The organism is Paenibacillus sp. BAC0078 (assembly GCF_054483875.1).
The window spans coordinates 13,425-27,820 of record NZ_JBTLRW010000037.1 but is presented as its reverse complement, the minus strand read 5'-3'; the positions used below and the strand labels follow the sequence as shown (position 1 = coordinate 27,820).

Below are 14,396 nucleotides of genomic sequence, written 5' to 3'. Positions count from 1 at the left end.
AGGGACAAATTACACTGAGCCTGAACAATTTATTGTCAGGCTAGCGTCTTTAGGCGCAGTTTGGCAACAGGGGGTTATACCCCAAGTGCAAACCACCCGTTGGACGGGTGGTTCTGATTATGATGTCCTCTAACGAAGTGATCTATCATCATCCGCCAGGTAATGGTCTTCAAGCTCAATAAATTCAGGAGAACGGTGTGCGGCCATCATGCCGTGGTAGCTGATATCGAGGCCCAGTTCTTCTTCTTCCTCAGTTGATCGGACGTGTACCAGCTTGCCGATCAGCTTCAGACCACACCAGGTGGTTGCAAATCCCCAACCGGCAAGTACAACCAGTCCAAGGAGCTGTACGCCGAGCTGATGCCAGCCGCCTCCGTAGAACAGCCCTCTATCGGTGGCGAACAAGCCCACGGCTACTGTTCCCCAAGCGCCGGACACGGCATGCACCGGAAAGGCGCCAACCGGATCATCAATGCGGCGTGCTTCAAGCCAGTTGGTGGCTGCCATCATGAGCAGGCCGGACACAGCGCCGATCAGGATGGCCGCTCCGTCACTGACGAATGCACAGCCGGCGGTAATTCCCACCAGACCGGCAAGCGAACCGTTAATAACGGATGGGGCGTCCGAGCGCTGATAGCGGAACAAGGTGTAGATCAGGGTGATTCCGCCGCCAGCCGCGGCTGACAGCATGGTTGTAATCGCGATGTGCCCGATCCTTACATCGGTAGCGCTTAAGGTGCTTCCTGCATTAAAGCCGAACCAGCCGAACCAGAGAAGGAAGGCGCCGACGGAAGCCAGCGGCAGATTACTCGGCAGGGCAACGGTGCTGTTCCCGGCCTGATTGAATTTGCCCTTTCTTGGGCCAATGACGATAGCTGCCGCCAGTGCAGAGAATCCGCCAAGCGCATGAATGACAGCCGAGCCTGCAAAGTCCTGCAGACCAAGCTGATTCAGCCAGCCGCCGCCCCAGGCCCAGTGGCCGCCTAAGGGATAGATCAGTCCGGTCATTAAAATGATGTACAGCAGGTAAGCGCGAAAGTTAATCCGCTCGGCAACCGCGCCCGACACGATAGAGATAACCGCAATGGTAAAAGCCGCCTGGAAGAGCCAGAAGGTGTCGATTGAGACGGTGAAATGGAGATTGGAGAGATCACCGCCAAGCAGAAAGCCGCTTGTGCCCACCAGTCCGCCGGCGTCTTTTCCGTACATGAGTCCAAATCCGAAAATATAAAAAATCAGCGTTCCTAAGGTTATATCGGCGAACACCTTCATGATGATGTTCACACTGTTCTTGTATCGTACAAAACCAGCTTCCAGCAGGGCGAAACCGCCCTCCATCAGCAAAATCATAGCGGCGCTCAAAACAACCCAAATCGTATCCAGTCCTCCACCCAGCGACTCCAGCGTTACATTCATTTCTATAGTGCCTCCGTACCCCTAATGGATTTGATTTCACGTATGATCTCAGGTGACAGCGGGATCTCTTCCGTTGCTGGGTGAGTACTCATAAGCAGCAAGACTTGATTCAATTCCTGAATGCTTCTTTTAATGCTGTCTATTTGTTTAAAACGGTCTTTTACGTGAACTATATATTCTACGGCTGTGTGGTGGCTCGCCGGATGCCCTGCAAACCATTTGCGGATCGGGGAGAGGGATTGGTACATCGCCTCTTCTGCTTGCCTTTTTTGTTCATACTTGTTAATTTTATCTTTAATCGCTTCGATTTCTTCCTCTTTCTTGGCTTTCAGGCGTTCAATTAGTTGTATTATTTCCTCTGTAGATAGGCGATAAACAACATTTTGGTATACTTCATCCACAATTATCATGTCAGGTCTCCTTACATGAAAAGTCATAGACTGATTATATGGACAATACAAATACAAGTCAATAGGTTTTTACAACCAAGCGCCGCAGCAGGCTTTCTGGCGGTTTTAAGATCATCAGGGATAGCGCATATGATTGTTAAGAAGTAATATTCCTAATAGAAAGGATGATGATTATGACCTACTCACAGATCTCCCGTAACTCAGGAAATGCCTCCGATATTCTCTATCTGGAAGAGCAGATTATAACCGTGAAACAAGAGATTGAACGGGCCAAAGCTGCGGGACTACAAGAGTTGCTAGACCAAGCGAATAACAAGCTGCTTGAACTGGAAGCTGAACTGGACAAGCTTGAGGACTAGGAGCATAGGCAGAACCGGAATAACCACAAGTGCAAGAATATAGTCCATCCCGAGCCGTGAATCGTCCATTGTTCTTTTTCTCCCGCTTCTGTAGGGTTATTTTGCAGAGATTTGAACTTTTTAATGACAGGAGCGATAGCGGCATGGAAGCATTATTCAGAGCATTGCCCCGTAAATTAACGATTACGATGTGGGATTTTTCCTGGTATACGATGACCCTGCCCGGGGAGCCGTATCATGATCTGGCGGCAAGATTTAAGGAAGCGGTGGAGCGTGGCTATAATACCGTGCGGATTTGCGCGATGCCGTTTATGCTGTTCACGGAACAGGGCAAGAGGCCGGGACCTTTGAAGCTGGGGAATTTGGGGGAAGTGGGAGAGCGGACCCGATGGTACAACTGCAAGGGGGGAGCGGAGCTGGACGGACATGCGCAGTTGCTGGAGCTGTTTCATCAGGCGAAGGAGCATGGCTGTTATCTTATTCTCTCCTCCTGGGAGTATCAGCAAAGTCCAAGCTTTCTTGCACACCCGGAGCTGCGTGACGAGCTTGCGGCTATTCCGCCGGAAGAGCGGTTTATGGCCCTTGCCAGATCTATGAACCAGCTAATCATGTTTGTAAAAGAGCATGGCTATTCCGGGCAGATTGCCTATGCCGAGCTGCATAACGAGGTAGAATTCGGACAACTGACTGCAGTAGCCCTGGAAAAAGGCATCCCTGAAACGGCAACGCCGAAGGTTGTGGAAGCCATGAAGCCTTATATTGAGGAAGCGATTGCCTTCCTCCGTGAACAGCACCCGGATGTGCTGATTAGCACCAGCTACACTCTGAATGAGGCGTACCCGAAAGCCTATGTTGCCCAGAACATGCAGGTGGCCCATTTTCACCTTTATGTGAAAGGGATGCTGGACGAGCTTATGGATCTGGCGGGGATCAACGATGAACATGCGGATTTTCCCAATGGGTTCGTAAAGTCCCTGCTTAGACCGGAAGCGCCTCCATTTGAGCAGTGGAAGCTGCCTCCTGGACAGGAATGGCGGATGGAGGGCAATCCTGTGGGGCTGAAGCTCATCTACTTGCATGATTGGGCAGATACGGAGCAGTGGGATTTATTTTTGTATGAGCGTTACGGGGCACATAAGCTCGCTATGCTGCAAAAGATAGATACAAGGTTCGAAGAGGTTGAAGACTTTGTGCGGCATACGAACCTTCCAATCGTCATTGGAGAGGGATATTTGGGATATACGCCGCTGTATGCCAATTTCGAAGAGGGGCCGGTTGGCAAATTTATCGCTGAGTACGCGCTGCGCAAAGGGATGTCCCTGGGCTTCTGGGGGATGATCCTGTGCTCGAATTGTGCGCCGCATCATCCGTTCTGGGCGGATATCGCTTGGCAGCGTAAATGGAACCAGTTTATTTTGAACTCAGAGTAGCCATGTTACCTTGAAAGGAGTTGTGCGTGCTGAACGAAACACAGAACAGAACGGAGCTTGCCACCTTTGCCGGCGGCTGCTTCTGGTGTATGGTTAAGCCCTTTGACGAGCTCCCGGGCATTGTCTCGGTGGTATCCGGGTATACGGGCGGCCACACGGAGAATCCGACATATGAGGAAGTGGGGACAGAAACAACAGGGCATGTGGAGGCTGTGCAGATTACATTCGAGCCGGAGCTGTTCCCATATGAGCGTCTGCTGGACATTTACTGGCAGCTTATTGATCCAACCGACAGGGGCGGACAATTTATGGACCGGGGGTATTCCTACCGGACGGTGATTTTTGTGCATAGTGAGGAGCAGCGGGAGAAGGCGGAGGCATCCAAGGCAGCGCTTCAGGCAAGCAAAAGATTCAAGGCCCCCATAGTGACGGAGATTCTCCCGGCTGGTCCCTTCTATTCGGCGGAAGCGCTGCACCAGAATTATTATAAGACCCATCCACTCGATTATAAGCTCTATCTGAAGGGCTCAGGCCGGGACGAATTTCTGGAAAAGCACTGGAACAGCCCTGAGGATCAAAAACGCCTGAAGAGTTGGCTGACCCGGCTGCAGTATGAGGTTACGCAGCATAAGGCGACAGAGCCGCCGTATGAGAATGCGTACTGGAATGAATTCCGTGAAGGTGTTTATATCGATGTGATCAGCGGCGACCCGTTGTTTCGATCGGCAGACAAATTCGACTCCGCCACCGGCTGGCCCAGTTTTACATCACCGATTGCCGAAGGGCTGATCCGGCGGGAAGCCGACTACAGCGGCGGCGAGGTGCGGACCGCGCTGCGCAGCAGGCTGAGCGGGGCATACCTTGGGCATTTATTCTTCGATGGGCCGGAGCCGGCCAAGTTGCATTACCGGGTGAACTCCGCCGCGCTGCGTTTTATTCCGGAGGCGGAGCTGGAGGCGAACGGACTGGGGCGGTATCTATAGTTGTTATATGGTCATGAAGGAAAATAATCCCTTATGTCGAATGATGTAGTTGGATGATACTATAGCCAGGCTTTGAGTATCTGCAACTAAACGACAAGGTGGAGAGAATATGATCAAAAAGGTACTATTGCTATTACTGGCTGCCGTGCTGGCTTCTCCGGTTCTGACTGTGGACGCCAAAGCAGTTTCAGATCTTAGCAATGCCCCGGAGCTGCGCATTAGAGTTGGCAAGATAGCCTATACGAATCCTGCGGTGCGGCTGACAATCTACTGGGCGAAGTATGAGCAGGGGCTGTATAAGACAGTGGCAACTCCAGACCAGGTGAAAACTTATCCGGTGTTTATAGGAGCGTATAAGTATAGAAATGTGCTGTTTGAAAATGATAAAACCATCTATTTTTTGAAGTACACGCAGTACCCTTATGGTGATATCTACAAGCTGGAGATGCCTTCCAAAGCACTAACGCGCTTGACCTTTACAGGCGGAATAGATGGTTTTAACCTTAAAAATGACAGCATCTATTATTTTACGGGCAGCATGACTACCGAACCGGGTGTATACCGGATGCCGCTGGATGGCAAAAAGCCTGCGGTTAGAATCAATCCGGCAATGCTGGACACGGGAGATAAAAGCTACCGTTATTATTTTGGCAGTGCAGATATGTCACTTCCGTATCTTTATTTTCCACTGCTTCGGCAGAAATGGCCTGTTGCAGGAGAACAGTATATTGACCCGGAAGAGGCAGAGCAGGATTTCGAGGAATCAGTATCCCAATATGAGGTTAACTATTCGGACTATTTGGGAGACAGGGATGCTGATATTTTCATGTTCACTGAGCGGGATGAGGAGAGCGGAATCTCTTACCTGCATCTGTACAACCAGGGCAAAGAGACGGTGCGGAAAGTAAAAGATTGGGTTATCGAGCCGGTGGATATTTTGCATGGCTGGGTTTATTTTACGGTGGATAGTGAGGAATCGGATTTAGGGGGATTGTTCGCCATCCGGCCTGACGGAACAGGCTTGCGCCAAGTCGGGAACGGTGATCTGTCAGCCAGCTATTACTTAGGCAGCGTTAAAGGGTATTTGGTGTTTGAACATTATAATGAGCTTAAATTAATGATTGTGAAAGAGTAGTACCTATCGCTGCATTTAAGGCATATATTATTTCAAGGCCAGTGTTATATAAGATCACATGTCAGATTGACAAAAGGGGCCGGCAAGTATATATTCTACTCAGCGATATATAGTTTTTAGTCAACAGAATGTGGCTGGGAAATCAGGAAACGGGCGTTTCCTAGTTTCAGTTGCATTTTTTTTATGCTTTTGGATCAAATCACACAAATCAAGCCCAAGAATCGAGGAGAATTACGGTATGGGGGAACCTCTGGCATCATCTTTTCCAATTGGTAAATTAGCCATTCTGCTGGCTGTTCTGCAGGAGCATGAATGGAAAAAAGTTGTCGAGCAGGAGCTGGATTCGCGGGATTTCCGCTACACGATTGGCCGGGTAGGTGCTATGGATATGATCAAGGTGATTGCTGCCATTGAGACAGCGGCCAAGAACAATCATATTATCGACGCGGGTTCCTACCGTGAAGTTCACTCGCTCTATCATGCCATCATTGAAACGATTCAGAGCATAGGCCGCGGAATTGTGCAATTCGGTGATATTTTGCGTACGGTGGGACTAACTTTCGCCATTGTAAGGGGAAAAAGGCTGGGTGACAGCCCGCATGAAGGCGAGTGGATCGCAGTCTGTGCCTACGGTACAATCGGTGCGCCCAAAAAAGGGTTTGAGCATGAAGCCATTGGCTTTGGTTTTAATCATATTTAGTGGCAGTAGCTTTTGAAGAAGCGCCTTAAACGGATCAAGCCGTAATTTAGTTATTAGTGATATAGAAGCCGGTACCTCTTATTAGGGTATGGGCTTTTTCTATTACTCGTAAAGCAGGTGAGGTTCATGTTGGAAATAGCCAATCATTCCGTAGTCATTCATGGCAATTCCTTAACAATTGAGGAAGTTGTCCAGGTAGCCCGTCATTACAAAAATGTCGATCTAAGTGAGGAAAGCTGCCGGAAAGTCTATCATACACGCAAATATGTGGAGAAGCTGCTGCAGGAGAAAAAGGTGGTGTACGGTCTGACCACGGGCTTCGGAAAATTCAGCGATACGTACATCTCCCCGGAGGATACGAAGGCGCTGCAGCTCAATCTGATCCGCAGTCATAGCTGCGGGATTGGCGCGCCGCTGCCTGAGGATGTCGTTCGCGCTATTCTTTTATTAAGAATCAATGCCTTGTCCCTTGGTTATTCCGGCATTCGTCTGGAGGTTATCCAGCTAATGGTGGAAATGCTTAATCGGAACGTAGTGCCGGTGATCCCGGAAAAAGGCTCCTTGGGCGCAAGCGGCGACCTGGCTCCGCTGTCGCATATGGTGCTTGTTCTGATTGGCGAGGGCGAGGCTTATTACCAGGGCCAGCGTATGCCTGGCACTGGGGCATTGGCAAAGGCGGGGCTTGTTCCAATCGTGCTGGAGGCCAAGGAAGGGCTGGCCCTGATCAACGGTACGCAGGTAATGACTGCAGTCGGCACGCTGGCCTGCTGGGATGCGCTCAATCTGGCGAACTGGGCCGATTGCGCGGCGGCGCTGACGTGCGAGGCGCTGCGCGCGGTCAAGGAAGCTTTTGATCCGGCGACGCATATCGTCCGCCCGCATAAAGGGCAGAAGCAGGTGGCCGATAATATCCGCCATTTGACCGCAGGCAGCAGGCTGATGACCCATCAAGGGGAGCTTAGAGTGCAGGACGCCTATTCGCTGCGCTGTACGCCGCAGGTGCATGGCGCGAGCCGCGATGCGCTGGCGTATATTGCGGAAAAGCTGGAGATTGAGATCAACTCGGCGACGGATAACCCGCTTATCTTCGCCGATGAAGAGAAGGTTATCTCCGGCGGGAACTTCCACGGGCAGCCGATTGCGCTGGCAATGGACCATTTGGCCATAAGCGTGGCGGAGCTGGCGAATATCTCCGAGCGCCGAATTGAGCGGATGGTTAATCCGCATTTGAACGAAGGCTTGCCTCCGTTTCTGGCGAAGAACGGCGGTCTGCAGTCCGGCTTCATGATCGCGCAATATGCGGCAGCGGCTGTGGTGTCGGAGAATAAATCGCTGGCCCATCCTGCCAGTGTGGATTCCATCCCTTCTTCCGGCAATCAGGAGGATCACGTAAGCATGGGCACGATTGGCGCGCGGAAAGCGAAGCAGATTGTGGATAATGCCTACGCCGTGCTGGCGATTGAGCTGCTGTGCGGGGCGCAGGCCATCGACTTCAGAAGCCCGCAGCAGCCCGGCCAGGGAACCAAATGGCTGTATGACCGCTGCCGGGAGCAGGTTTCTTTTGTTGACGCGGACCGGGTGCTCTCCGGCGATTTCGCTGCCATTGCGGAGTGGATGAAGGAACCGGGCGTGCTGGAGGAGTTATTTGCACTTGTGCCTTTTCATACCTATAAAAACTGAGGTTGAAAATTAACAAAAAGGTTGGAGTAACGGAGGGGATTTTGGAACTGTAGGAGCGATAGCGTCCGCCTGAAAGCTTTCCGCAGGAAAGCTCGCTTCGGAAGCATAAGCAGTTTGCGGATTTCCACCGCGCATAGCGGTTCAATCAAAGAAATCTGCAAACAACAGCGGCCGGAAGTCCAAACATCACCGCAGTTACGACTATACCCGAATTGGAAGTTCGCAAGTTCAGCTTTTCCATCACCTAACCGAAAGGAGATCAACGAATATGGGCTTACACGAAGCAAGAGTCGTCCGCGCGCCAAGGGGCAAGCAGCTGAATACGAAAGGCTGGGTACAGGAAGCGGCGCTGCGCATGCTGATGAACAACCTCGATCCTGAGGTGGCGGAGCACCCCGGGCGACTGGTTGTCTATGGCGGAATCGGCAAGGCCGCGCGCAACTGGGAGAGCTTTGACGCTATCGTACACTCGCTGCAAACGCTGGAGGACAATGAAACCCTGCTGATTCAATCCGGCAAGCCGGTGGCCATCTTCCGTACGCATCAGGATGCTCCGCGGGTTCTGATCGCAAATTCCAACCTGGTTCCAGCCTGGGCGAACTGGGAGACCTTTCACGAGCTGGATCATAAAGGGCTGATGATGTACGGGCAAATGACGGCCGGAAGCTGGATTTATATCGGCACGCAGGGGATTGTGCAGGGGACCTATGAGACCTTTGCGGAATGTGCCAGACAGCATTTCGGCGGCACGCTCAAAGGGACGATCACCCTCAGTGCGGGACTTGGCGGAATGGGAGGCGCGCAGCCGCTGGCCGTAACTATGAATGACGGAGTGTTCATCGGAATTGATGTGGACCGGACCCGGATCGAGAAACGCATCCAATCCCGGTATTGCGATGTCCTGGTTGAGACGCTGGAAGAAGCCTTAGCAATGGCTGAAGCCGCCAAAGGCGAAGGGCGCCCGCTCTCCATCGGCCTCCTTGGCAATGCGGCAGAGCTGCTGCCGCGCATGCTTGCCCAGGGCTTTGTGCCGGATATTCTGACCGATCAGACCTCGGCTCACGACCCGCTGAACGGTTATATACCGGCGGGCTTTTCCGTTGAGACGGGCAGACAGCTAAGAGCTGAGAACCCGCTGGAATACGTTGCCTTGGCGAAGAAAAGCATTGCCCGCCACGTCGAAGCCATGCTTGCGCTGCAAAGCAAAGGGGCAGTTACGTTCGACTACGGCAACAACATCCGTCAGGTCGCCTATGACGAAGGCGTACAGCAGGCGTTCAACTTCCCGGGTTTTGTTCCGGCCTATATCCGCCCGCAATTTTGCGAAGGGAAGGGACCCTTCCGCTGGGTGGCCTTATCTGGCGATCCTGAGGATATTTATAAGACCGATGCCGCGATTATGCGGGAGTTCCCCGAGAACGAAGGCTTGCAGCGCTGGATACGCCTCGCTCAGGAGAAGGTTTCCTTCCAGGGGCTGCCTGCGCGCATTTGCTGGCTCGGCTATGGCGAACGGGCAAGATTTGGCCGGATTATCAATGACATGGTGGCTTCCGGGGAGCTGTCTGCCCCTATCGTGATCGGCAGGGATCATCTGGATGCCGGGTCTGTGGCCTCTCCGAACCGGGAGACTGAAGCTATGCGGGACGGCAGTGACGCTGTGTCCGACTGGCCGCTCCTGAATGCGATGGTCAATACGGCGGCAGGCGCCAGTTGGATATCGCTTCACCACGGCGGGGGTGTAGGTATGGGGTATTCCCAGCATGCCGGGATGGTTGTTGTGGCGGACGGAACGAAAGAGGCGGAAGCCAGGCTGGAGCGGGTGCTGACCTCAGACCCCGGCATGGGTGTTGTCCGCCATGCGGATGCTGGATATCCGCTTGCCGTTGAGACAGCAAAAACTATGGGAATCCGCATGCCCATGCTGGGCGGCACGGAAAAGGAGCTATAACATGATCTACATTCATAGCGCAGCCCAGATTGCCACTCTTGGCGGAGCCAGTACGAAGCCGAAGACAGGCAAGGAGCTGGAGGAGCTTGGCCTGATCGAAGACGGGGGCATCGTCATTGAAGATGGAATCTTCACCTTCGTGGGCAGCAGCGAAGAGGCCCGCCGTTATGTGGCGGAGCACTCCGGGGACCGGGAAGTTACGGTGATGTCTGCGGAAGGCAAAACAATAACCCCGGGGCTGATTGATCCGCATACCCATGTCGTATTTGCCGGCTCCAGGGAGTTCGAGCTGAATATGCGGCTGCAGGGTGCTAAATACATGGATATTTTGAATGCCGGCGGCGGAATTCTCTATTCGACTGAGTGTACCCGTGAAGCGACAGAGGAGCAGTTGATGGCTGAAACCGTGAACCGGCTGGACCGTTTTCTCGAATATGGAGTAACGACCATTGAAGCCAAGAGCGGGTACGGATTGCGGCTGGAGGAGGAGCTGAAGCAGTTGCGGGTAGCGCAGCGTCTGAACGCTTCCCATCCGGTCGATCTGGTGTCAACGTTTATGGGCGCTCATGCTGTGCCTGTGGAGTATAAAGGGAACGCGGATGCTTTTGTCAGAACCATTATCGAGGAGATGATCCCGGCGGTGGCCCGACAGGGCTTGGCCGAGTTTTGCGACGTATTCTGTGAAGAGGGCGTGTTCACCGTGGAGCAGTCCCGGGACATTCTGCAGGCGGGGAAAAAGTGGGGGCTGAAGCCGAAAATCCACGCCGACGAGCTGGTGTCATACGGGGGAGCAGAGCTGGCTGCCGAGCTTGGAGCCGTGTCGGCGGACCATCTGCTGCATGCCTCCGAAGCGGGCATTAAGCAGATGGCAGAGGCCGGGGTGATCGCTGTTCTTCTGCCTGGCACAGCCTTCTTCCTGATGGCCCAGCCTGCCAATGCCCGGGCGATGATCGCTGCCGGGGTGCCTGTCGCACTTTCGACGGACCGGAACCCCGGCTCGTCACCGACGGAATCGCTGCCTTTTATTATGAATCTGGCCTGCTTGACGATGCGGATGACACCAGCCGAGGTGCTGGCTGCTTGTACAATCAATGCTGCTCATGCCATTGGCCGGGCCAGCACTATCGGCAGCATCGAAGTCGGTAAACAGGCCGACCTTGTGATGTTCGACGCGCCTAACTATCTCTATTTGCAGTATCACTATGCGGTTAATCTGGTGGATACCGTACTCAAAAAAGGAAAAACCGTTATTCAGGGCGGAAGGAGGGTATTCGTATGAAGGAGCTGGAGAAAAACGGGCTGGGGAAGCATGAGCCACAGAAGAATGAACTGCGGATCAATGCTTCCCGGCTTCAGCGCAACCTCCAGGAGTTAGGGCTGTTCGGGCTGAATGAGGCTACAGGCGGACTGGACCGGACCACGTTTACTGCGGCTGAACTGGCTGCGCGGGAATGGCTCAAGACTGAGCTGCTCCGTTTGCGTTTGGCTGTTAGGGTAGACGCAGCGGCAAACATTTGGGCCGTGAGGTGCGGTACAGGCGACGTAGATGCCTCGGACGGCTTAGCTGCTCAAGGTAGTCCAGACTTGTCAGATGCCTCGGACGGCTCAGTCGCTCAAGGTACTCCAGACTTGTCAGGTGCTTCGGACAGCTCAGCGGCATCAGACAATCCAGGCGGCGCTACATTTCCCCATTCCTTTGCTGTCGCCCTCCCCGTGATTGCGTTCGGTTCCCATATTGATACCGTTCCGAACGGCGGCAAATACGATGGTGCGCTAGGTGTGTTGCTGGCGCTGGAGGTTATGACCGTACTGGAAGAAAACAAGATCATTACCCGCCACCCCCTGGAGCTGGTGTCCTTCAGCGCTGAGGAGCCGAATCCGTTCGGGCTGTCCACATTTGGCAGCAGGGCAGTGGCGGGGAAGCTCGGGCAGAAGGATCTCGCGGGCGTCCGCAATGCTCAGGGCGAGCTGCTCACGGAGGCGCTGCGCCAGGCGGGCGGTGATCCTGAGCATTTCGGGGCTGCGCGGCGGAAGCCGGAGGAGCTGGCAGCTTTTCTCGAGGTTCATATAGAACAAGGAAAAAGGCTGCTTGATCGCGATATCCCTGTAGGGATCGTAACGGCGATAACAGGCATTTACCGTGAAGAGATCACTGTCGTGGGCGAAGCCAATCATGCGGGCACAACCTTGATGGGCGACCGTAAGGATGCGCTGATGGGCGCCTCCGAAATTATGCTGGCCTTCGAAAAGGTCTGCCGGAATCATCCGGCGGATGAGGTTGTGGGGACGATTGGCCGGATCAGCAATGAACCGAATGCGGCGAATATTATCCCGGAAAAGGTCCAATTTCACCTGGAGATCAGAGGGGAGCAGCGCGCACAAATCCAGGAGGTGCTGGAGAAATGGAGCAAGCTTGCCTTGTCCATTGCGGATAGCCGTGGCTTGATCTTGGAACGCCGCCTGATCCTGGATCAAAACCCTGAGCCGATGGATTCCCTGGTCATTGATTTGTGCGCCGGACAGGCGGCGAAGCTGGATTACAGCAGCCTGAAGCTCGGCAGCATGGCCGGTCACGATGCCACACATATGGCTTCTCTGACCAGAGCGGGAATGCTGTTCGTACCCAGCCTGGGCGGCAAAAGCCACTGCCCTGAAGAGGAAAGCCGGATAGAAGATATCGAGAAGGTCGGCAACGTACTGCTGCAGTCCATTCTCGCACTCGATCAAGAATTGAACCGTTAGGAGGATCAGCCATTGCGCGATTTATATTCAGCAGATGCGGTATACACGCAGGGGGAATTTAAGCAGGACTATGCTTTACTGGTGGAAAACGGGAAGATTGCGGATGTGGGCAGCCGCGACGAATTAATACAGCGTTACCCGGATGCCCGGCACATCGCATGGGAGGGCAAAGCCATCGTTCCCGGCACCGTCAATTCGCACAATCATTCCTTCCAGAGCCTGCTGCGCGGGATTGCGGTCGATAAGCCCTTTCTGGAATGGCGGGATCAGGCGTTGTACCGGTATTCGCCGCTTTTGGATGAAGAGGCTATTTATACCGGGGCCTTGCTCGCTTTTGGAGAAATGCTCCGGTACGGAGTGACGACGGTTTGCGACTTCTTCTATGTTCATAACGGCGGCACTGCCTATGACGAAGCTGTCATTCGGGCAGCGGCCGATCTGGGTATCCGCCTTGTTTTTGCCCGCACGATGTATGACTGGGCAGGTGCGCCGCTGTCTTACCGGGAGACGGTGCCGGAAGCGGTGGAGCGTACGCGGTCACTCGCCAAGAAATATCAGGGAAATCCTATGGTCACGATTCACCCGGCCCCCCACAGTCCGCATGCAGCTTCTCCTGAGATGATCCAGGCAGGGCACCGGCTGGCGGTGGAGCTGGATACGCCTTACCACATCCATGTGGCCGAGGAAATGTTCGAGGTAGAGGAGATTTTGCGCGATTACGGGCTTCGCCCTGTGCATTACCTGGATTCGCTGGGTGTGCTCGACGAGCGGATGATTGCGATTCATCTGGTGTGGCTGGAGAATTCCGAGATTGAACTGATCGGCCGCAGACGCGGATCGCTGGCGTACTGTCCATCCAGTAACATGTTTCTGGCAGACGGAGTGACCCGGATACCTGATCTGCTTCAGGCAGGAGTCAGAGTGACACTCGGAACGGACGGCGGCTGCAGCAACAACCGGATCAGCGTGTATGAGGAGATGCGGATGTGTGCGCTTTTGCAAAAAGTCAGCCGTTTGGACGGCACCTGCATCACCGCAGAACAGGTCTACCGGATGGGCACCTCCAGCGCTGGTGACATCCTGCGGATGCCAATCGGGTCGATTGAGGCCGGACAGCATGCCGACTTTGCCGCATTGGACATTCACGACCTTTCCCTGGCCCCAAAAAAAGAACTGTTCGCCAACATGGTATATGCCATGCAGCCCGGAGCTGTAACAACAGTAGTTGTGGGCGGGAAGATTATTTTTGAGCAGGGGAAAATACTAACCGTATCCGAGTCCTCCATCGGCGGACGTGTGGACCGGCTGTTTGAGAAGTGGGATAACCTGATCTAAGGCTCAGACCTGAGATTAAGAGAGAAGGCGAAGGAGTGGCCGTAAGGGTCGCTTCTTCGTTTTTTGCTGTTCAGCTTAGAAATCATTTTTCGGTCTCAAGATGGAGGAATAAATCCATCATCAGGCGGGTAAATGAATCTGCCAGTATCCTTTATACTACGGATAAAGCTATTGGTAATCCGGCCTACTGAAAATCCAGCTCAAGATTTTGGTGCTTTAAGCAATAGTGACTTATTGGAGGATGGAATTACTACGGCA

The 14,396-nt window shown here is 53.5% G+C and carries 12 protein-coding genes; 10 read left to right on the top strand and 2 right to left on the bottom strand.

All coding sequences use genetic code 11. The annotated features are described in order from the left end of the window. Positions 1-129: 129 nt before the first annotated feature. The gene (locus ACX1DY_RS31100; RefSeq protein ID WP_458967985.1) at positions 130-1,416 is read right to left on the bottom strand and encodes an ammonium transporter; all 1,287 of its coding nucleotides are present in this window, start codon (positions 1,414-1,416) and stop codon (positions 130-132) included. Between the two features lie 2 nt (positions 1,417-1,418). Continuing rightward, a complete protein-coding gene (locus tag ACX1DY_RS31095) occupies positions 1,419-1,826 on the bottom strand; it encodes a hypothetical protein (protein ID WP_458967984.1) in 408 nt (135 codons plus the stop codon). Positions 1,827-1,999: 173 nt separating this feature from the next. On the opposite strand from ACX1DY_RS31095, the gene ACX1DY_RS31090 reads away from it, so the two are divergent. From ACX1DY_RS31090 to ACX1DY_RS31045, 10 genes are all read left to right on the top strand, one after another. Next, entirely contained in the window at positions 2,000-2,185 is a 186-nt protein-coding gene (locus ACX1DY_RS31090; RefSeq protein WP_458967983.1) for a hypothetical protein, read from the top strand. Positions 2,186-2,328: 143 nt separating this feature from the next. Next, positions 2,329-3,615: a cellulase-like family protein gene (locus ACX1DY_RS31085; protein WP_458967982.1), complete on the top strand. Its 1,287-nt coding sequence runs from the start codon at positions 2,329-2,331 to the stop codon at positions 3,613-3,615. A 29-nt stretch (positions 3,616-3,644) separates the two neighbouring features. Further along, entirely contained in the window at positions 3,645-4,598 is a 954-nt protein-coding gene (msrA, locus tag ACX1DY_RS31080) for a peptide-methionine (S)-S-oxide reductase MsrA (RefSeq protein WP_458967987.1), read from the top strand. 109 nt (positions 4,599-4,707) lie between these two features. Beyond that, a complete protein-coding gene (locus ACX1DY_RS31075) occupies positions 4,708-5,733 on the top strand; it encodes a hypothetical protein (RefSeq protein ID WP_458967981.1) in 1,026 nt (341 codons plus the stop codon). A 238-nt stretch (positions 5,734-5,971) separates the two neighbouring features. Next, positions 5,972-6,433 carry a hut operon transcriptional regulator HutP gene (hutP, locus tag ACX1DY_RS31070; RefSeq protein WP_458967980.1) on the top strand — a complete coding sequence of 154 codons (462 nt, stop codon included), beginning with the start codon at positions 5,972-5,974 and terminating at the stop codon, positions 6,431-6,433. 126 nt (positions 6,434-6,559) lie between these two features. After that, positions 6,560-8,113 carry a histidine ammonia-lyase gene (gene hutH / locus ACX1DY_RS31065; RefSeq protein ID WP_458967979.1) on the top strand — a complete coding sequence of 518 codons (1,554 nt, stop codon included), beginning with the start codon at positions 6,560-6,562 and terminating at the stop codon, positions 8,111-8,113. Positions 8,114-8,381: 268 nt separating this feature from the next. Further along, entirely contained in the window at positions 8,382-10,061 is a 1,680-nt protein-coding gene (gene hutU, locus ACX1DY_RS31060; protein WP_458967978.1) for a urocanate hydratase, read from the top strand. Position 10,062: 1 nt separating this feature from the next. Further along, the gene (gene hutI / locus ACX1DY_RS31055) at positions 10,063-11,340 is read left to right on the top strand and encodes an imidazolonepropionase (RefSeq protein WP_458967977.1); all 1,278 of its coding nucleotides are present in this window, start codon (positions 10,063-10,065) and stop codon (positions 11,338-11,340) included. Next, a complete protein-coding gene (locus ACX1DY_RS31050; RefSeq protein ID WP_458967976.1) occupies positions 11,337-12,803 on the top strand; it encodes a hydantoinase/carbamoylase family amidase in 1,467 nt (488 codons plus the stop codon). The genes hutI and ACX1DY_RS31050 overlap by 4 nt, the downstream gene beginning before the upstream one ends. 12 nt (positions 12,804-12,815) lie before the next feature. Further along, positions 12,816-14,138 carry an amidohydrolase family protein gene (locus tag ACX1DY_RS31045; RefSeq protein WP_458967975.1) on the top strand — a complete coding sequence of 441 codons (1,323 nt, stop codon included), beginning with the start codon at positions 12,816-12,818 and terminating at the stop codon, positions 14,136-14,138. The last annotated feature ends 258 nt before the right edge of the window (positions 14,139-14,396 follow it).